General features: G+C 39.6%; 17 protein-coding genes and 1 riboswitch. Of the genes, 2 read left to right on the top strand and 15 right to left on the bottom strand.

Annotated elements, in window-relative coordinates:
* Nucleotides 1-130: 130 nt before the first annotated feature.
* Complete coding sequence (locus MHI04_RS03995) at nucleotides 131-1327, top strand: tetracycline resistance MFS efflux pump (RefSeq protein ID WP_036125545.1); 1197 nt, start codon at nucleotides 131-133, stop codon at nucleotides 1325-1327.
* Between the two features lie 66 nt (nucleotides 1328-1393).
* Nucleotides 1394-1501: riboswitch (TPP riboswitch) on the top strand.
* Between the two features lie 91 nt (nucleotides 1502-1592).
* Nucleotides 1593-2093, top strand: a complete 501-nt coding sequence (gene thiW / locus MHI04_RS03990) for an energy coupling factor transporter S component ThiW (RefSeq protein ID WP_036125547.1) — start codon at nucleotides 1593-1595, stop codon at nucleotides 2091-2093.
* A gap of 244 nt (nucleotides 2094-2337) precedes the next feature.
* Here thiW and MHI04_RS03985 read toward each other — a convergent pair whose 3' ends face one another.
* From MHI04_RS03985 to MHI04_RS03915, 15 genes are all read right to left on the bottom strand, one after another.
* The gene (locus tag MHI04_RS03985; RefSeq protein ID WP_342535360.1) at nucleotides 2338-4935 is read right to left on the bottom strand and encodes a VWA domain-containing protein; all 2598 of its coding nucleotides are present in this window, start codon (nucleotides 4933-4935) and stop codon (nucleotides 2338-2340) included.
* Nucleotides 4919-6664, bottom strand: coding sequence for a BatA and WFA domain-containing protein (locus MHI04_RS03980; RefSeq protein ID WP_340809988.1), 1746 nt, complete (start codon nucleotides 6662-6664; stop codon nucleotides 4919-4921). Before MHI04_RS03980 ends, MHI04_RS03985 begins: the two co-directional genes overlap by 17 nt.
* A gap of 11 nt (nucleotides 6665-6675) precedes the next feature.
* Nucleotides 6676-7551: a DUF58 domain-containing protein gene (locus MHI04_RS03975; RefSeq protein WP_342535359.1), complete on the bottom strand. Its 876-nt coding sequence runs from the start codon at nucleotides 7549-7551 to the stop codon at nucleotides 6676-6678.
* Nucleotides 7548-8543 carry a MoxR family ATPase gene (locus MHI04_RS03970; protein ID WP_036125553.1) on the bottom strand — a complete coding sequence of 332 codons (996 nt, stop codon included), beginning with the start codon at nucleotides 8541-8543 and terminating at the stop codon, nucleotides 7548-7550. Before MHI04_RS03970 ends, MHI04_RS03975 begins: the two co-directional genes overlap by 4 nt.
* An 11-nt stretch (nucleotides 8544-8554) precedes the next feature.
* The gene (locus tag MHI04_RS03965) at nucleotides 8555-9946 is read right to left on the bottom strand and encodes a hypothetical protein (RefSeq protein ID WP_342535358.1); all 1392 of its coding nucleotides are present in this window, start codon (nucleotides 9944-9946) and stop codon (nucleotides 8555-8557) included.
* Nucleotides 9947-9958: 12 nt separating this feature from the next.
* The gene (locus tag MHI04_RS03960; RefSeq protein ID WP_036125707.1) at nucleotides 9959-10804 is read right to left on the bottom strand and encodes an ABC transporter permease; all 846 of its coding nucleotides are present in this window, start codon (nucleotides 10802-10804) and stop codon (nucleotides 9959-9961) included.
* Nucleotides 10801-11736 carry an ABC transporter ATP-binding protein gene (locus tag MHI04_RS03955; RefSeq protein ID WP_036125709.1) on the bottom strand — a complete coding sequence of 312 codons (936 nt, stop codon included), beginning with the start codon at nucleotides 11734-11736 and terminating at the stop codon, nucleotides 10801-10803. The genes MHI04_RS03960 and MHI04_RS03955 overlap by 4 nt, the downstream gene beginning before the upstream one ends.
* Nucleotides 11736-14126 carry a hypothetical protein gene (locus MHI04_RS03950; RefSeq protein ID WP_036125712.1) on the bottom strand — a complete coding sequence of 797 codons (2391 nt, stop codon included), beginning with the start codon at nucleotides 14124-14126 and terminating at the stop codon, nucleotides 11736-11738. Before MHI04_RS03950 ends, MHI04_RS03955 begins: the two co-directional genes overlap by 1 nt.
* A gap of 173 nt (nucleotides 14127-14299) precedes the next feature.
* Nucleotides 14300-15187: a LysR family transcriptional regulator gene (locus MHI04_RS03945; RefSeq protein WP_036125714.1), complete on the bottom strand. Its 888-nt coding sequence runs from the start codon at nucleotides 15185-15187 to the stop codon at nucleotides 14300-14302.
* A gap of 68 nt (nucleotides 15188-15255) precedes the next feature.
* On the bottom strand, nucleotides 15256-15696 hold the full coding sequence (gene cbpB, locus MHI04_RS03940) for a cyclic-di-AMP-binding protein CbpB (protein WP_036125716.1): 441 nt from the start codon (nucleotides 15694-15696) through the stop codon (nucleotides 15256-15258).
* A gap of 197 nt (nucleotides 15697-15893) precedes the next feature.
* The gene (locus MHI04_RS03935) at nucleotides 15894-16133 is read right to left on the bottom strand and encodes a hypothetical protein (RefSeq protein ID WP_036125717.1); all 240 of its coding nucleotides are present in this window, start codon (nucleotides 16131-16133) and stop codon (nucleotides 15894-15896) included.
* A gap of 63 nt (nucleotides 16134-16196) precedes the next feature.
* On the bottom strand, nucleotides 16197-16964 hold the full coding sequence (gene fadH, locus MHI04_RS03930; RefSeq protein ID WP_058843419.1) for a 2,4-dienoyl-CoA reductase: 768 nt from the start codon (nucleotides 16962-16964) through the stop codon (nucleotides 16197-16199).
* A gap of 154 nt (nucleotides 16965-17118) precedes the next feature.
* Complete coding sequence (locus MHI04_RS03925; protein WP_342535357.1) at nucleotides 17119-18303, bottom strand: iron-containing alcohol dehydrogenase; 1185 nt, start codon at nucleotides 18301-18303, stop codon at nucleotides 17119-17121.
* A 16-nt stretch (nucleotides 18304-18319) separates the two neighbouring features.
* A complete protein-coding gene (locus MHI04_RS03920; RefSeq protein WP_340809983.1) occupies nucleotides 18320-19081 on the bottom strand; it encodes a 3-hydroxybutyrate dehydrogenase in 762 nt (253 codons plus the stop codon).
* A 62-nt stretch (nucleotides 19082-19143) separates the two neighbouring features.
* Nucleotides 19144-20664, bottom strand: a complete 1521-nt coding sequence (locus tag MHI04_RS03915; RefSeq protein ID WP_058843417.1) for a CoA-acylating methylmalonate-semialdehyde dehydrogenase — start codon at nucleotides 20662-20664, stop codon at nucleotides 19144-19146.
* Nucleotides 20665-20672: the final 8 nt, after the last annotated feature.

The raw sequence follows: 20672 nt of genomic DNA, 5'->3' as shown, positions 1-20672 counted from the left end.
CTTTTCTACATCGTGGATTGGTATTGCTGCACTAGCAGGTATGTTTCATTTCAGACTTTCAACCGATATGATGATAGGATATCTTATGATAGACTTTAGTATATTTGATTATAAAAAGGGGGTTCATTCGATGACCCAGCAGAAGTCCAATAAGGCGGCTTTATATATTTTAATGTTTAATATGTTTATCGCAATGGGGAGTATTGGAATTATTATTCCTGTCATGCCAGAGTATTTAAAAATTTTTGGTGCAGCAGGACAAGTTCTAGGTATGCTAATTGCAACGTTCGCCTTAGCTCAATTCGTATTTTCTCCAATTGCTGGGAATCTTTCGGATCAGTATGGTCGGAAAAATTTAATTATTTTCGGTCTTATTGTGACAGGTCTTGCACAAATCGGTTTTGGCCTAGCCACAGACGTCTGGATGCTATTTTTAGCACGCTTTTTAGGCGGTCTAGGTTCCGCATTTGTTGCACCTCCTATTATGGCATTTGTAGCTGACGTTACTACCTACGAGGAACGTGGAAAAGGTATGAGTATGTTAGGTGCTGCTATGTCACTGGGCTTTATGATAGGGCCAGGAATAGGTGGTTTCTTAGCAAAGGTTAGTTTACATTTTCCATTTTTCACGGCAGGAGTTGCTGCCATACTTGCATCTGTTTTATCTTACTTTTTATTACCATCTACTAAACCAAACACTTCACATGACAAGCAAAAGCAAGAAAATCTGGCGAAGCAAATGGCTCGTTCCATACATATGCCTTATTTCGTTATGCTCATTATCATGCTCGTGTTCTCGTTCGGAATTGCCAACTTCCAAACAACCTTGTCATTATTTGTGACAGAAAAGTTTAATTACACACCCGTAGATATTGCGATTATTTTAGTTGTCGGTGGTGCTTTTGGGGTAGTTGTACAAATGTTTGTGATTACACCACTTTTTAATCGCTTTGGTGAAATGAAAGTTGTGTTAGTCAATTTATTTATTGCATCTGTTGCTATTTTCTTAATATTGTTTGTATCTGGCTTCGCTCTTATATTAGTTGTAGCAACTATTTTCTCTACAGCAACAACACTAATTCGTCCTGCTGTAAATACACTAATTTCAAAGCTTGCAGAGAAAGAACAAGGGTTTGCTGCGGGCTTGAATAATGCTTACATGAGCCTTGGCAATATGATTGGACCAGCCTTAGCAGGTTTACTATTTGACTGGAATATGAACAGTCCATATATTTTCGGATCTATCATATTATTAGCCTGCTTCTTCCTTGCACTCATCTGGACATTGAAAAAAGCACCTCATCTAATGCATCCTGATACGAAATAGTCAGAAAAATCATTGACTATTTTTAACATTATGTTACAGTAATGTTGGTTAATAAAATTGAATGATATTTACCACTAGGGGAGCCTTTAAAAGGCTGAGACGTATATGATGATGTACGGACCCTTTGAACCTGATCTAGTTCATACTAGCGGAGGGAAGTGGCGCTACTTGCTACTATCATTGTCTATGCAAGGCCGCTTCCTATTGTTTAAAGGAAGCGGCCTTTTAATTTCCCTCATGATTTTATTCAAGAGGAGTGAACCTTATGTCAATTCGTAAAATGACAATCATGGCTTTATTAGTAGCGATTGCTGTAGCAGGATCTACCTTTGTATCCATACCAACAGGCATCGCACGCGCCTACCCCGTTCAGCATGCTGTTAACGTAATAGGAGCTATTATACTAGGACCCGTGCCAACAGTTCTAGTTGCCTTTGTGACAGCCATCATTCGTATCTTTACTGGTACAGGCTCTCTTTTAGCGATTCCTGGTAGCGTCATTGGAGCATTGTGTGCGGCCCTTGCCTACAAATACAGTAGAAAATCATGGCTAGCAGGATTCGGCGAAGTTTTTGGCACTGGTATTTTAGCTTCACTTATTGCCGTACCCTATGCAAAATTGCTTATGGAGACATCCGTAGCCGCATTATTCTTCATGCCAGCCTTTTTAACATCAAGTACCATCGGGGCCATCTTAGGTGTTATGGTAGCTAGCACTTTGCGAAAATCGGTACTAGTAAAGAGCTTTAATTCTTCGCTTTATTGAGTGGTGCTGAGTGCTTTTTGATTTTGGAAATCCTTTAAGATGTGCGAGAAGATTTCTTTTCTAGTCTTTGAGCGGGGTTCGTTTCTTTATGAGCGTCTCTCTCCCCCGAGAAGCACTTTTCGAAGGCTGCACTGTGTCAATCACCTTTGCACCCCTTTCCTAGCGGAAACCACCATTTTTTAAAACCTCAAAGCATTTAAAAAAGCAGTGCAAAATGGAATGATTTTGCACTGCCTTCACTCTATTATGATCGTTTTTTCATACCCTTTAATAGCTGGGCTACGTTCGTGTCTTCTGCTTGTACAGGTTTCTCCTCAATTGGCTGCTCTTTTTTATTCGTTTTTGTTAGGAAACTCCAACCAAAACGTCTTATGGTAATATCCATAAAGAATAGAAGCATACTTGCTAAAAGAAGCCATGTAGCAATGTTTTGTCGATCCGCTCCTTTGGTTGTAAAGTCACGGAACACATCTTGTGGTTCTTTTAAAACGGCTCCCCCTGTTTGATTTGTTAACTCTTCAACCAGTTTTTCATTAACAGGGAGCAGTTCATACTCAGCACTATAAGGAACACTTAGGCCTGCCTGATAAATGGCCTGCTGCTCATCCGCTATACGGAAGAAAATCAATCCAGGTTCGGCCTGTACAACAGCTCGAATTTGGGAGGCTGAAATGGTTTCTAACTGAGTTTCTAACTCCTCCCCTGCTTCATTAACCGCTACAATGTCTAAAAATGCGGCTTCATTTGTAGGGTCTGTAATCATAAAGGAGCCATCAGCTTCTAATCTCACATCATAGGCAACATCATTATAGCTTGGCAACATTTGTGAAATAAGCGTCTGCCAAAATGTTCCCCAGTCCTGCCATCTTGCCCAATCTCCTGTCCATTTACCCGTTGAATCGGATGTAAAAGCAAATGTTTTACCGAGTCCATATTGCCATTGTGCTAACACAGGATCTTCCTTCTCACTTTCTGCAATTACGGTTGTCCCTTGCTTAGCTGTCGTTCCAATATAAGCATTCATTTGAGGGACGCCATTGGCAAATAGCGAATTCCATCCTGCGGCATTATAAATTGCTGGATAAAACGGATTATCCTCAATATAGGTACGAGAAATCATAGCTGTTTCACGAGATAAAATAGAAGGAATGGTTTGTTCATCAATGACATCATAGAACCGTCCACTACCCATATCACTAAGTGCTTCGAGTAAGTTAGCATCAGCATCTTGTCCAATCGCTACTGTTGATAAAGTGATACCATTTTCTTTTCCCTCAGCAATTAAATCCTCATAATTCCCAGACTGTGATTGCCCATCGGTTAAAAGAATAATATGTTTACGTTGAAGCTTTAAATCGGCGAGATTTTCATAGGCTTTAGCTAATGAACTATAGATTTCTGTCCCGCCTCCTGGTGTTACTGATAGAATGGTATCCACTGCCTCTTCTTTACTTTTAAGAGGTGCGGTTTCTATGATTTCCCAAGGACGATCATCGAAGGCGATAAAGCCTAATGTATCCTCATCTCGTAGCATTTCAACAGAACGTGCCGCTGCTTCCTTAGCTAGCTCCAGCTTTGAGCCATGCATACTGCCAGAACGATCCAGCACTATGACTAGCCCTAATGAAGGTAATTGCTCCTTGCCCTTAATTTCCATCTCCACAGGCAATAACGTTTCAATTGGCGTTTTAAAATAGCCTCCTAAACCAAAACTATTTTCTCCACCAACCATCGTGAAACCAACCCCAAAGTTTTTGACTGCTTGCTCAATCACACTCATTTTCGCCTCACCAACTAAATGACCAGGCACATTGTCAAAAATGATCGCATTATATTGTAAATAGCTGGACAGTTCATTTGGTAGGCTTTTAGGATCGACAACATCATAGGCAATGGATTGACTACCAAGTGCTGCCGCGATAGGTGAAGCTGTTTCATAGCCATTGACGATGAGTAAATGGGGTTCACTTTGTACCATTGTGACACTTGTTAATTTATTGTTTTCAAAAATAGCATCCTGCCCAACTTGAATAACTGCTTCGTATTTTACAAGTCCTTCAGCTGTTGCTGCGTGTTTATAGGTAAACACATTTGTACCTTCCGTCAGCTCAACTGCCTCGCGATGAATTAGTTCATCATTTTCATATAATAACAGCTCCCCTTGCCCTGCTGCTGTTGCATGAATTTCTGTTACTAATTGTTGCTGCTCTCCTACATAAGCAACCTGAGGAGAGACAAAGCTTTTGAGCGACACATCATGGACAACTGGTAGACTAAAAGGTACAACGTCCACACTAATATTGGCACCTTTCAATCTGGAGACAAATTCTAAAGCATCTCCTTTTGTCTCATTACCATCTGTTAATAATACAAGGCGAGTCGCTTTTTTAGGATCAACAATGCCTGTTGCAAGCTGTAGACTTTGTTCAATATTCGTTTGATCTGTTGCTTTGATTTCTGTAAGCTTCGGTACATCCTTTAATTCTTTAGACAAAATGGCTTCTGTTTGTAAAGTGGAAGAAAAAGAATAGATCCCTGCAAGTTGGGGTTCTTTTTTAGATTGTAGGCTCTCCTGTATAAACTGAACCATCTCATCTTCTGTACCATTCATAGACGCAGATCGGTCTAGTAAATACACGATCTGTTCTTCTTTTATCGGTAATAATAAATACGGCCCTGCAAGTGCCAAAACTAAACAGCATATCGCTACTATGCGAATAGCAAGCACAACAATATGACTCTTTTTTAGTCGCTGCCGTTCTCGAAAATAAGTCCATCCAAAATACAAGAACAATGGAAGTAATAGCAACAATACTAATGGCGTATCAATTCGTAAATCCACGACGTCGTTGCACCTCCCACTCTGCAACAAGCAAAATTAAAACTATTACAATTAACCAAGGTACGAAGGAGGCCATCGATACCTCTTCCTTCCCATTGTCTGAAATGTCGCCTAATGTATAGCTTGTTCCTTGTTCAATAACACGTTCCTGGGCTTGCAATTGCACAATAAATTGTTTTTCTTCATTATTTGAACGTACCATATAAATACCTGGTTGTTTTGGTGCAATTAACATGCCCTGTGTAATAGAAGAAAGAAACTCATCTTCTTGCGAATAAACACTCCAGTCTCCTTGCGCTAAGGCTACTGCACGCTGTTCATTCGGTGTGAAAATACCAAGTGAACCGACTGATTCTGTTAACTGTTGCTCAGTACTCCATAAAAATAGCGGGAATGATGGATGCAATGGCCAATCTGTATCAGCAATATCCGCTAAAACAACGATATCTCCTTTAGGAGAGCGTTGGATAAACGGCTCATCTCCTACAGAAGCAATGGTTTCATAATCCGAAAATCCAGGATAAATAGCACTAACATAAATATCCTTTAGTTCGCTAAAAGCAAATAATGCATCACTTTTAGCACTTACTGTACCACTTGCTTCCACTTTTTCGGCATCATCACGTCCAAATAATACTAGCGGTTTCTCCATCTTCTCCAATAAGGCTGTTTGGTTTGTGATGACAGTTGCATCCTGATTGTCAGCTACTTGTAAAGACGGAACGATTTTCACGCCGCTACTGACACTTTGAAAACCTTTTTGTATCAACTGATGCATACCCTGATCAACAACAATTTTTGAAGTAGTCGTTTGTAGTAAGACGGTTTGTTGATTGTCTACGGCATAATCATCGTTTGCATCAATAATAGCTGTCATCGATTTTGCTAAGGGTAAATCTTTGAAGGTTTTCGTAATGGCTTCATTTGGAGGCACAACGACACGTTCTGCTACCAGCTCTTCACCCTCTGCATTTTGTATCGCTAATGTCACCTTTTGTTCAGCAGTTGTATCATTATGGAGCTGTACAAGTGCCATCGTAACCTGACCATCTGTCGTTGCAGCAAAGCGTGTAATGGCGATATTTATTAAGTCTTTCGCAGCACCTCTAACTAGCCATTTCACTGAATCTTTATCCATTGGTAATTGCTTTTTATCAAGCGTATCTGTAAAAACATAGATAGAAGTCGGTGTATCACCCACAAATGCCTGTGCAACATCCAGTGCCTTCGTCATTTCAGCCGTTTCATAGGATACTTGTAAATCTTTAATCGCTTTTTCAATGTCATTCATATTTGTTTCTTGCTGCAAAACGGCTTTTGGAGCGGCACCTGTTGTAATCAATGTAACAGGTCGCCCATTCAACTCTTCCATCAATGTCAACATTTCTTGCTTATGTGTGTCAAAGGTTGATGAATCTTTTCCTGCTAGCATCGTGGCTGATGTATCAACAATAAATATCGTTTGCGCACCCACAATAGTTGATTTTTTCACATATGGATTCATCAGCGCCAATACAAGTAGCAGTAATGCTAGCAGCTGTAAATATAGTAAGGCATTTTTTTGTAAATGCTTTAAATAAGGTGATACACGGGTTTCCTGCATAATTTCAGACCAAAATAGAGTCGAAGAGACAGTTTGATCAGTATATTTTTTACGAAAGAAATAATAGAGTAGGACAATGACCGGGATGATGGCCGTCCAGCTAAATATAATTTGACTAAAGCCCAATACGGCTCACCTCACCTAATCCAATGTGCTTTTAATAATTGTTGAAAGACCGCATGTTGCAGTCCATCTTCCACTTTCAATTGTAATTTTCGAACGCCAAAGCGACGGCAAATGGCTTCAAATTCTTCTTCATGTAATAATCGTCTTGCATGATAGGTATCTAATACTTTAGTAGACATCGTCACATTGACATCATTGCCTGTTTCACGATCAAGAAGGCGGACATCCCCCAAATAATTTGGTGATAACTCTTCTTGCGTAACAATTTGCAAAATGCGAACATCCCCAGCATAGCGTGGTAGTCTTTTTAACAGCTGCTCCCATTCCTCAATTGGCTCTAACCCATCTGTAATAATGAAGAGTACGGTACTATCCTTAGGCATAGCTTTTAGTGCACCCTGTGCAAATCGATTGGCATAATTCGCTTCCTCTATATCTGTTACTACTTGTAAAAAAGCTCGACGATACATGGCACCCTTTCGTCGAAACGGTGGTTTCACTTCATCTTGGACAAACGAAAAAGACAAACGATCATCACGACCGAGCACCATTAAGCCGAGGGAGGCCACAATTTGACGAGCAAATAGCCACTTAGCGCTCTCCCCCATTGATTTAGTAGTATCGAGTAAAATGTGTACACGCATCTCTTGCTCGTCTAAAAATCTCTTGATAAAGTATTTATCTGTTCGAGCAAAAACGTTCCAATCTACTTGGCGTACATCATCACCTAAATGGTATTCTCTAAAATCTGAGAAATCGAGAGAAGCCCCGAAGCGTTGTGAACGGTGCGAGCCCTTATGCTGCCCGCGTAGTTTGGAGGCCGTCGCTACTTGAAAGCGACTGATTTTTGCTAACCAGTCTTCGGGCAATAAGTATTTTGCTGTCACTTGCTAACACCTTGTTGAACTTTTTCTAAAATAACATCAATTACATCATCAGCTGTTTTCCCTGAAGCCTCCCCTTCATAATTCAACAGCATTCGGTGACGTAAAACGGGTTTTGCAACAGATTTTATATCAGCTACAGAAACATGGAAACGTCCGTTCATAAGTGCTCTAGCCTTTGCTAGTTTTATTAAGCTTTGCAAACCACGTGGACCACTGCCATACATAGCATATTGTTTAACTTCATCCAGAGCATCTGGTCTTTCAGGATGCGTAGCCACCACTAGATCTGTGGCAAATTCCAGCATCTCATCGGCAACCATTACTTCTTTCACCATTTGCTGAGCTTCCATAAGACCCTCAGTATTCATCATCTTCTGTAAACCAATTTCCTGCGCACCTGTCGTTCGCTTCATAATTTCCATAAGTTCACTTTTTTCAGGATACGGTACAAGAATTTTACAAAGGAAACGGTCCATTTGTGCTTCAGGTAATGGATAGGTTCCTTCCATTTCAATAGGATTTTGAGTCGCTAACACGAAAAATGGTTTCGCCATTTTTTTCGTATCTCCCAAAATCGTCACCGTTTTTTCTCCCATTGCTTCCAACAAGGCACTTTGTGTTTTCGGTGTTGCCCGGTTAATTTCGTCGGCTAACACCATTTGACTAAAGATTGGCCCAGGTTGAAATGTAAATTGTTGCTTGCCATCAGGCGTCCGTTCAATCATACTTGTCCCTGTTATATCAGCAGGCATAAGATCGGGTGTAAATTGAATACGCGAAAACGACAAATCTAGTACTTCAGAAATTGTACGGATTAACATTGTTTTCCCTAATCCTGGTAAACCTTCTAATAAGGCATGACCATCTGCTAGAACTGCATACAACGTATAATCAATTGCTTCTTCCTGTCCAACAATGAAGCGATGAATTTCTTCTTTTACTTGGTGTAATTTCGCGCTCATCTCTACATACTGTTGCTCTGTAAATGCCATTTCTTTTCCTCCTACTGCGACTCAATTGACGTGAAATAAGATTGCACGACATTTTGTAAATCCTTTGGTAATTGTAAACGCTCTGAGCTTTCTAAATAACTGTCTTTATAGGAGCCAATTACTTCTTCATATGGTCGAATGGAGCCCTTTGTTATTGGCCCATTTCCCTGTTGCTCAGATACGTGAGAACCATCTCCTAACGCTCCACCATCTACTGATGTCTCACTTGATCCGCCAACTCGATTAGGTGTCGTTAATAAATTTCGACCGCCTTGGCCACTTCCTGCTCCTTGCCCTTGTCCTTGCCCCTGTCCTTGCCCCTGTCCTTGTCCCTGTCCTTGTCCCTGTCCCTGTCCTTGCCCTTGTCCCTGTCCTTGCCCTTGCCCCTGTCCTTGTTGTTTGGAACCACTTTGAGCATTATTTTGACCAGACTGACTTGCTTGGCTTTGCTGATTGCTAGGTTGGGCATTGCCAGAAGACTGTTGATTGTTTTGTTTGTTACTGCTTGCATTTTGATTGGCACTAGCAATAGCATTTTGTAAGGAATTACTTGCTGGCTTACCAAGCTTGCTCATAGCCGTTTGAGTAGCATTTGCATTTTCTGTTAGCTCTTGCTGCATTTGAGCAAGCTCTTTTAGCTGCTCAACCTCTTCCTTCGATAAGCTTTGTTCTTCTTCTGCCCCATCTTGACTAGCCGTTTGTTTATCCTTTAATTGCTGTTCCTTTAGGGCTAGTTCCTTTTGCTTTTTCACAACTTCCCGTAAAGCCTCTTCTGCCGTTTCAGCCTCTTTTAAAGTATTTTGAAGCTCTTGCAATTGCTCCTTAACTTCTTTTGTTTGTGCTTTTTTCTCTAGTTCAGCAACTTCCTTTTTCATATCTTCGATAACAGCTTGCTCTTTTTCAACCTCGATTGCTTCTATTTGCGTCGCTGCTGGAAACATATAAAGAATGGCTAGTACAACTGTTGTGACGAATAATCCGATAAATGCCTTTGGACGAAACAGATGTTTCTTTCGAGCCTTAAAGTCAGCAAAAGCTTTTTCAACATTTTGTATGGCTTTAGATAATAAAGATTGGACAAGAGGGTCCTGATCATCTTTAAACGATAATGCTGTCACTAACTCATTATGAGAAAAATAATGATCCAGAGTATGCAAAGCCTCTCTTTCGTTGACACGTTTCCACCATATGTAAACAGTAGTTGCAGCCATAACAGTAATGAATGCACCTAATGCTATTTGACGATAATATGGCCAAACAAATAGTCGGGAAATTAAAACGAGAGAAGCACTCGAAAGCAATGCCAAAAACAAACCGTACTGTGCAATGGGAATACTTCTTTCAAGAGTTAAGCTCGACTTTGCACGCTGAATATATTTTCGTAACTGCTTACGACGCTCCATACCAATTCCTCCTCATCGGTTACTTTTCATGTTGGCACGTAATTTTTTAATTGCAATCGTTAAACAAAGTACAATAATCAATACATAAGCAATTAAATACATAATCCATACAGGTAGTTCTATACCAGAAAGCTCAGCTAACGCATCACCCATCTCTGGTGAAATAAGCGTCAACATCAAGGCACCTGGATTGATAGACGCCCAAAAATAAGTCATAAAGGAGGTACTTGTACCAATGGCATTACCCATTTGATGAAAGGCCATTGTTAAAAAGAAGAAGAATGCTGTAATACCACCTAAAAAAATAATCGATCCATATGTTGCAATCATGGCCACAATGGTTCTCTTTGTAATTGTTGAAAACATCACACCAATACTACCTATTGCTACTACAGTAACTAAATAAAATAAAAATATAGAAATAAGCTGTGAAGGTGATACACCACCGAATAGAAATACTAAGCTATATAGTGGTAATCCTGCTACCAGCATCAATACTAGAAATGCTACAGAGGATAATAATTTTCCAATAACAATTTGTGTAGAACTTTGTGTTGTTGTTAGTAAAATATTTAAAGTTTGCTTCTCACGTTCACTACTGATGGCACCTGCAGTTAAACTTGGAGTAATGAAAAGAACTAATGCCATTTGTAAAATGGTTAGCACAGCAAACATCATAAAGCTTGTTTCTGGTCTAAAGAAGCCCCTGCCAGTAAATTCAGTCGTAAGCAATAAAAATCCTGCAATGAAAATACACAGTACTGCTAAGTAAAACATTAACCCTGAGAAGCTTTTAAAAGAACGGAAGCGCAACTTCAATTCTTTTACGAGTACCGGATTATAGAATCTTTCCATCATTGATTGTCCGCTCCCTTCGTGATTGCCATAAAGACATCCTCTAAATCTTTCTCTTCCTCACTTAATGCATAAATCGGTAAATCGGCAAGCATTGCCTTTTTTAATAATGACACTTGCTCTGCGTCTGTTCCACGGTAATTAAAGGCTATTTCTAAGCGATTGTCGATGACATCAATAGAAGAAATATGGGGATCTTCCTCTAAAAATGCACGTACTGCATCGAGTCGATCTGTCACTTTCATCACAATACGCTTTTCTCCCTGTAGTTGTGCTTGAATCGCAGCTACATTGCCATGTGCAATTAGCTTGCCATTATCAATGACGCCGATTTCATCACACATCTCAGCAAGCTCTGGCAAAATATGCGAGGAAATTAAAATGGTTTTCCCCATGGATTTTAAATTCCGTAAAATGTCTCGCATTTCCACACGAGCTCGTGGATCTAAACCTGATGCAGGCTCATCCAAAATCAATACCTTGGGATCGTGGATAAGGGCACGGGCTAAACATAAGCGTTGCTTCATCCCCCGTGATAATAAATCCACATATTCATAGCGTTTGTTTGTTAAATTCACTAGCTCTAATAGTTGTGGAATTAACACTTGACGCTCTGCTAGCTGAATACCGTAGCTCGCACCATAAAAATCTAAATATTCATCTACTTTTAGCTGGTCATAGACACCAAAGAAATCAGGCATATAGCCAATTTGCTTGCGCACTTCCTTCGGTTCCTTCACAACACTTTTGCCATTGATCAAGGCATCACCAGAAGTTGGCGACAATAGTGTGGCTAAAATAGAGAATGTTGTAGATTTCCCTGCCCCGTTAGCACCAACAAATCCAAATACAACGCCTTCTTCTAAGGACAAGTTTAAATGATCTAATGCTGTAAAGGAGCCATATCGTTTCGTTAAGTCACGAATTTCTATCATTATTTTGCCACTCCTTTCAGCTCTATATCTGGTAATTTCGTTTGTTCTCCAGATGGATCAGGACCATATTTTATTTCCATTCGCAGTTCTCCATCTTGATTAAAGTACTTTGAAATTTTATCCGTAAACACTTGCTTTGTATCTACCAGTGGTTCATATACGTTAGTTTCATTATTCCAGATCGCTATCTGCATACGTGCAACATCCTTATTGGAAACTGTGAGCTCATTAAGTGATTGAACAGCATCCATAAATTGATCTGGCATTGCCATTGTGACTTCGTATAAACCATCAGATAGGTACCAATTGTTCAATTCATCAATTTTTTCATAGTGTCCACTTGCTGAAAGTGGTACTAATGTATAAGTGAAGTTATTACGCTTCATTGTAAATGGACCTGATAGCTCCACTTTTCCTTTAAACGGTTGAACAAGCGTAGTAATCGGTGACATATTAGCACTTGTTTCTAGTTCAACTCCTACAAGGGCTTGATCTGTCCAAGCTGTGAGTATTGGCTGGTTATCATTTTCTACAAGCGGTAATGCTAATGATTTCATTCTTTCAATACGCATTGGGTCTACCTCATCCTTCTTCGATGGGTAACTATAATTATAATTATTGAATATCGATGGTTTTTGAAGAACCGTTGTTTTCAGTTCCTTATTAACCTGTAACGTTCCATTCGCTTCAATATCCCCTAGCTTCACTTCTTTCACACCAGAAATTAATGTGACATCTTTTAATGTGAATGGGAAATTATTTTTAACCGTTCCTGTTAGCTTTTCATTTTTCAATGTTATATCAATATCCATCTTGCCCATATTTTGAGCTGACGTTTTTCCACCAAAGGATTGCACAGACCAGTAGCTTAAGTCGCGTAATGTTAACGTCGAACCGTTAGCATTTTCTTTTATATAAGAAGATTCATGCAAAGCTCCCATCGTCCCTGTGAAATTATTGTAATTTCTCAAAGCAATGGCAGTCGTATTTTGATCAGCATTGACCACAAAATCCCCACTACGATTTGTTAGAATCGACTCTACATAATAACCATTTACACTACTATCTTCGTTTACTTTATAGAATGCAGATTGTTGAACTTGTGGCTGAACAATACGATCCTTGGCTCCAACAATAAAGAGAACAATTGAAAGGACAATTGAAATCGATGGAATGATCCACCATGCATGCTCACGCTTGTCCATTTTTTTAAGAACAACGTAAAGCAGTGGCCCGATAATTAAAATATAAAGAATAATGACAATTAGCATATAGCTTACTGATACTTCAAAGGATGGAAATAATTCATTAATGTTACGAAGCTCATAAGAAATTTGGTCGAGTGATGATTGCCCCTGTCTCATCATCCCTTGCTGCGAAATGTTCTGAATATCAATCATTTTAGCTATAAGGGCAGCATAGCCGTCCATTGATGCAAGCGGTTGATCACCTAAAGAGAAAGCTGTTTGAATAATTTCTCCACTACCAATTTTTTTCTTTGCTGCTAACACTGTATTATTTTCTGTTAGTACTGGTAAACTTCCTTCACTACTAGTAGACGAGTAAACCGAAATAGGCTGTGTAAAAATGCCTCCACCCGATAATTTAGTTAATGCCTCTGCAGAAATAGAAGTCATCTCTTGTGATAATGATAATGGTAAATACTCTTTCAAAATACCTGCAGTGGCATCAATTTGGTCAGCAGCCCCTAAGAGTAATGTACCGCCATCTTGTACCCATTTTAGTAAGGACTCTTGTTGTTTTTGTGTTAAATCGGCTATCGCCACTTCATCCACTACAATGACATTGGCCATAGCAAGTCCCTGTGAATCTTCTGGGAATGTATAATCTTTTAATTGATTAATATTAAATACTTCGACACTGCTTTGAACAACAAATGTTGATAAACGTAAAAAGGCCGATAGTCGATCACTTTTATCTGTTAATGTATAAATAAACGTTGCTGAAGGATCTAAAAAATTAGATTGTAGGCGTTTAGTTCCTTTATAGGCAACCTTTTTTCCTTTCTCAATGCTTCCCTCATAAAAGGCAAATAAATCTGCGTCCGAATAACTATAGTCAGCTAACCCATCCTGATAGAAAGTAAATGTCTTTTCTTCTCCTGCTGCTATATCGATTGGAACGACGATTGCTGATGCAGCCTCATAAGAATTGGCAGAATTAATGGCCATATCTCCAGAAAAATCTGCACCATTATTTTTTACTGTTACTTGTAGTGGCACCACTGATTGATATTTAGCTTTACCTGAAATACCCGCTGTTGCTTTGACCTCTAATGTAGCAGCAGCACTTGCCTGTGTAGAAGGCAATAAAAAGCTAATTACAAGCATGACTAATAAGGTCAGTGCCGTCATTTTTGTCTTTTTCAAAAGCTCAACTCCTTTTTATGTAAATAGATGGTTACATAATTATACGATTTAAATTGCATTTTGTTCCATTTCTTATGATATCTTCATGAATATTCATAAACTCTTAAGAAATAAGCGATTTAATAATGAATACAAAAAGGCAATTCCGATATGACTTGGAATTGCCTTTTTGGCTATTTTGTATAATCAAACAAACAACGTGCATGATCCTGCACTACTTCAACAAAAGCCTCTACCTGTCTCAATTCAAAGGAGGATTCATAGCCAATTAACCAAGTATCTCGCGTAAGCCCAAATTCCTTTTCATCATTGGACAGCGGGATTTTATGAATGGCATCGTGGTCATTTAAAGTAATGGAAGGTAAAATAGCATAGCCGATGCCATTTAAGGCCATTTGCTTACAAATCTCAATTTGATCCACTAAAATTTGTTTTCTAGGATTTGATGCAAAATGCTGTTGCCACCATTGTTGAATTTCTTGATAGTAGTTAGAATCACTTTTATATTGTATAAATGGACGGTCTGTCTTCAACACATCTTCAATGGTCTTAACTTCTTTGTCCACTAAATAAAGAGTATCTCTGAAAAGGTGAATCTTTTCTCCCTTCCAGTCAACTTGGCCACGTACAATGCCTACATGTGCCTCGCCCTCATAGAGTGCCTTGACAATTTCAGAGCTCCAGCCCGTCATCAGTGATATTTTAGCTTCAGGATATTTTGACACAAAATCCTTTAAAATTTTAGGTAGCCAGTTTTGTCCAACAATGGATGCACAGGCAATTTTTAATGTCCCGTTGACCTTTGTTGTTAAGGATTGAATGGTTTCAAAAATCTCTTCTTTTTTAGCTAGCATTTCCTTCGCATACGCAATCACCTGTTCTCCAGCGGGAGTTGCAGTTAGCCCCTTTTGTGAGCGAATAAATAACTGTGCACCCCAGTCCTTTTCAATCGTTTGTAATCGTTGAGAAAGGGCCGGTTGGGATAAGAATAGACGCTCTGCTGCTTTCCGCATATTGCGTTCTTCAGCTAAAATTTTTAATACTTCTGCCTCTGTTGCCATCAATCTTTAAACCTCCACTACAAGCAAAGAGGGCCTCATGATTTTCATCTGAGTTCCCTCTTAAGCTACTACTCTTTTTGATAAATATATTTTTTCAATTGCTTCAAAATAACACGTCTTGTTAAGATCCCTGCAAATGTACCGTCTTCGTCTACTACACATAAAAAGGCATGGTTAATGACTAAATCTAAAGCTCGCTGGAACGTATCCGTCAACTTCAATACGGCAATTTCTTTGTCCATTATAGAGTCAACTTTAATATCAGGTAGCTTTTCGTATTCAATATGCTCAAGACCAAGAATCGATTCGGTAATCATTTTCATGCTAAGTAAACCTTGAAGTCGATATTTCAAATCTAATACAGGTATGGACGAGTACCCTGTACGCGTTAGTACAAGGAGTGCATGTTCTGCACTATTTCCACTTTGTACATGCGCAACTTTTTCAGAGGAAATAATAAATTCACTAATTGGCATTGCTAATAAGTCTTTGCTGTTAGTTGAAATCATGAACTTCTTCTCCTTTTCTGTTCTCGCTGTGGAGAACAGTCCTTCTCTTTCATCATATCATAACTTTTCTATGTATGACCATGACCAGGTCGGGAAGAGTTTTCATGAACAATGAATTATTTTGGTCTATCCTACAAAAGCTAAGTATATCTTCATTCAGTCAAGTTTCTACTTAACTGAATGAAGATGGTTTCTATCTAATAACCAGCCTTACTCCAGTAATAAAAAATCATAATCCCTAAAAAAAGCAAAAAAATCGCATAGACCCAAACAATGGGGTTCAACATCGTGGCATACTCTTCGACTGTTTCTGAAATCGGTGTATCATTTTCAGATTTCCGTTCAGAGGTCATTTTTGCAATTTTCAGCGTAGACACAAACGAAATTGCAGAAATGATCACAATGGCAATAATAGCTGGAATTAACCACATACCCATAGGTATCACTCCTTTCTTTACCCTTAGTATGCGTCAACCCAGCTCACTGTTATGCAAATATTTTTAGAATGGATATTGATTGAGCCATTGCCCACCATCCAGTGTTACACATTCTCCATTCATATAGCTTGCCTTGTTAGACATCATAAACGTAGCTAAATCAGCAATTTCTTCTGGTGTTCCTATACGACCTAATGGAACTGAATCTAGCGTACGAGCTGCTGCTGCTTCGGATTCCCAAAGCTTATCTGCCCCACCTGTTCGTTCAATTGGGCCAGGTGCAATCGCATTAACACGAATACCATACTGTTTTCCCCACTCGACAGCCAACGTTCTCGTCAGTGATAATACACCAGCTTTTGCTGCAGCTGAGTGAACAACACCAGCTCCAGCATTCCAAGCATAAGTAGCCACCATATTTAAAATAGATCCTTTTATATTATTTTTAATCCAATAATTCCCAATTACTGAAGAACAGAAAAATGTACCATTTAACACAATATCCACAACAGCCTTCCACCCATTCGGAGATAGATCCTCAGCTCGTACAATAAAATTACCTGCCGCATTATTTACTAGCCCATCCACCTGACCGAATTTATCAATAGCAAATGCGAGCATGGCCTCTGCATGCTCAGGTACACGCACATCCATTTGAAACGTCTCAATAGAGGGACCCGCCTCAGCAATAAATTTTTTAGCCTCTGCTAATCGTTCTTCGTCACGCCCTGTTATGACAACATTAGCACCTTCAGTGACGAATTGCTTTGCCATATAAAGCCCCATACCACTTGATCCACCCGTAATAATAATCGTTTTCCCCTGTAACATTCCATTTCCCCCTTAGTAAAAAATGAATGATGATTCATTAGAATTTTACTATATTTTCTCGAATATGTCATATTAATTCTATAGATTATTAGAATATTTTCTGTTTTTTCAAAAAAAGAGAGCTATTCAGCAGTTTGAATAACTCTCACAATCATTAAAACTCATACGTATAGGCAATTTTATATAGTTCCATTAATTCTTCTTTTGTTGGTATCTTCGGATTATTGCTAGGACTGCCACTTGCAAGAGCATCCTCAGCCATTTTAGGGATAGCATTGTAAAAAGCTTGTTCTTCTATTCCCCAATGTTTTAAATTGCCAATCTTCATATGCCTACACATTACCTTAATGGACGTAATGGCTAATTGTGCTAGCTCCTCTTGTGAATACGACTCTTTTGTTTTATTAAAAAACTGTCCTAAATCCGCTAGACGATCTATACAAGCTTCTTTTGAATAGTCCAATACAGCTGGTAAAAGCATCGCATTGGAGATGCCATGTGGAACATGGAAGAGTGCACCGATTGGACGCGACATTCCATGAACTAAGGCAACAGAAGCATTTGAAAATGACAGCCCTGCCTGCATGGAGCCTAATGACATCGCTTCCCTCGCATCCACATCATCTCCTTGCTCATAAACTTTAAGTATATTATTGACGATTAATTCCATGGAAGATAATGCAAGAACATTCGAATATGGATGCGCTAAACGTGATAAATAGCTTTCAATGGCATGACTTAAAGCATCAATTCCCGTTGCTGCTGTAATCGCAGGCGGTGATGTTATAGTTAAAACAGGATCGACTATTGCAACAGTTGGCATAAAAGCTGGCTGTTTAATCATCATTTTTACAGCCGTTTTTGTATTCGTAATAACAGTTGCATCTGTGGCCTCAGAGCCTGTCCCCGCTGTGGTTGGTATGGCTATATGCGGTATTGGTGCATGCGCTGCAACTTTGGCCATTTTCATATAATCTCCTATGTAGCCACCATTTGTAGCTACTACCGCAATCGCTTTTGCCGTATCAATACAGCTTCCTCCACCAACAGATATAATGACATCACAGTGGTGTTTCTGCAGCAGCTGTAGTCCCTCGGCTACATACGTATCATCCGGCTCAGTTGTCACTCCTAAGTATGAAACAGCCTCTATCCCTTGGATTTTTAACAAGGTATGACACTGCTTAACAAAACCTAAGCGATCCATGATTGGATCACTAACGATTAATGCCTTAGAGCCTAATGCTTTGGCATAGTCCCCTACTTCCTTAAAAGAATCACGCCCATATACAATGGTTCCTGGTGAATGAACGGTAAAGATTGTTTTCGTTTGAATCATATTTCACCCTCCTAAGCTATTGAGCCGTATAACCACCATCTAAAAGAATCGCCTGACCAGTTAACCCCTTTGCTACATCGCTTGCTAAATATAAAGCTAGCCCTGTAATTTCAGAGACATCCAACAGCCGTTTTTGCGGTACAAGTGGATAAAGCACCTGTTCTAGTACTTCCTCTACTTGAATACCTCGAGTCTTCGCTAAATCGCTAAATTGATTGTGCACTAATTCTGTATCCACATAACCTGGACAAATGGCATTAACTGTAATCCCATCATTTGCTACCTCCAGGGCTGCCACTTTTGTTAACCCAATAACACCGTGCTTTGCTGCGTTGTAACCAGCCTTACCGGCAAACCCGATAACTCCATTGATGGAGGCCATATTGATAATGCGACCAAATTGATTGTTCTTCATATGTGGTAATGCATATTTCATCGCCACAAATGGTGCAACGACCATGACCTTTTGCATAGCCTCAAAAATCTCCGTTTTAAAGTCTTCAATCAATGAGACATGTTGAAATCCTGCATTATTAATTAAAATGTCTATTGTTGAAAATTTTTCAATCGTAAATGCAATAGCCTCTCGTATAGCTTGTTCTTCTGTCACATCACATGTATATATCGTTAAAGAAGGGTTTTGAGCAACCGCTTCCTTTAAAAGCTGTTCATTTTTATCCGTAATTACTACATTTGCTCCTTCCCTAGCAAATGCTTGGGCGATGGCAAGACCAATGCCACGAGCAGCCCCTGTAATGAAAACTGTTTTTCCTTGCATACACCATTCCCTCTCCTTTTTTAAGAAAAAGAGCTGTAAGAATCTACAGCTCTTTGTTTGTATTAGTCGTTATTACTTGGGAATGCAAATGTAGATGCTGTAGAGGCATTACCTGCCATCCAACGCTCTGAAATTGTCTTAGTTTTTGTAAAGAATCGTGCCTGATCTGGACCAAACATATGCCCTTCACCAAAACGAGAGCCTTTAAAACCAGCAAAATTATGGTAGCCAACTGGAATTGGAATTGGTACATTGACACCTACCATGCCAACATCTATTTCAGTCGTAAATTGACGAGCTGCTAACCCGTCATTTGTAAAGATTGTGACACCATTGCCTAGCTCATGTTTATTAATAAGTGAAATAGCCTCCTCCAGTGAATCTACACGTACAACATTACGAGCAGGTCCAAATACCTCTTGCTCATAAATTTCCATCCCTGGCTTTACATGATCTAATAATGTAGGTCCTACATAGAAGCCTTTAGATTCTTTGACAATATCAAGTTCACGGCCATCACAAATCACCGATGCTCCCTCAGTTTCTCCCCGCTCAATTGCAGCAAGAATCGCCTCTTTTGATTGTTGAGAAATGACAGGGCCAAAATCTGCATCAGGGTCTGTATATGGACCTACCTTCAGATTAGTGATTTTCTTTTTAAGAATCGCCACTAGACGGTCTGCTGTCTCTTTCCCTACAGGCATAATCGTAGATATTGCCATACAACGCTGAGAGGCTGCACCATATGCTGCACCAATAAAGGCATTTGCTACCTGTTCAAGGTCTGCATCTGGCATCACAACCATATTGTTTTTACCACCACCAAGGGCAGTGACACGTTTTCCATACTTTGAGCCTGTTTCATAAATATACTTCGCCACCGGTGTTGAGCCAACAAATGAAATGGCTTGCACAGTTGGGTTTTCCAAAAGTTCATTAACGGCATCCTTATCACCATTTATCACTGTCCAAATACCATCGGGCAACCCAGCTTTTTTCCACAGCTCACTAACAAACAATGCAGTCATTGGCACACGTTCTGATGCTTTCAACACAACAGCATTCCCTACAGCAATAGCCATACTTGTTTGTGCTAAAGGCACCATAATTGGGAAGTTAAATGGCGAGATGGCCGCCACTACTCCTAATGGATATTTTGCAGAATAGGCATTAATTTGCCCGCCAACATTAACAGAGTATTCCCCTTTCATTAAGTGTGGGGCACCGATAGCTAAGTCAACAGATTCAAGTCCTCGGGTGATTTCTCCTTTAGCATCTTCAAGCGTCTTCCCGCTTTCTGTACAAATAATTTGCAGTAGCTCCTCCATATTTTCTGTAATAAGGTTTCGAAACTTTAAGACAATTTCTGCTCGCTTTGCCACAGATGTGTCACGCCATTTAGGAAATGCCGCTTGTGCCTGCTCAATTGCCTCCCGTGTTTCTGCTATTGTGGCAAGTGGTACTTTTGCAATGACATCACCTGTTGTAGGATTGAATACTGAACCATAACGGCCGCTTTTTCCTTCCACTAAATGCCCGCCAATAAAATGTGTTAATGTTTGAATTTCTTGTGCTGTTGTCATTTTTCTTT

Source organism: Lysinibacillus sp. FSL K6-1151 (genome assembly GCF_038630755.1).
In the GTDB taxonomy this organism is placed as follows: Bacteria; Bacillota; Bacilli; order Bacillales_A; family Planococcaceae; genus Lysinibacillus; species Lysinibacillus fusiformis_D.
Note: the sequence above shows the minus strand (reverse complement) of the source record. Positions and strands in the feature narration are given on the sequence as shown.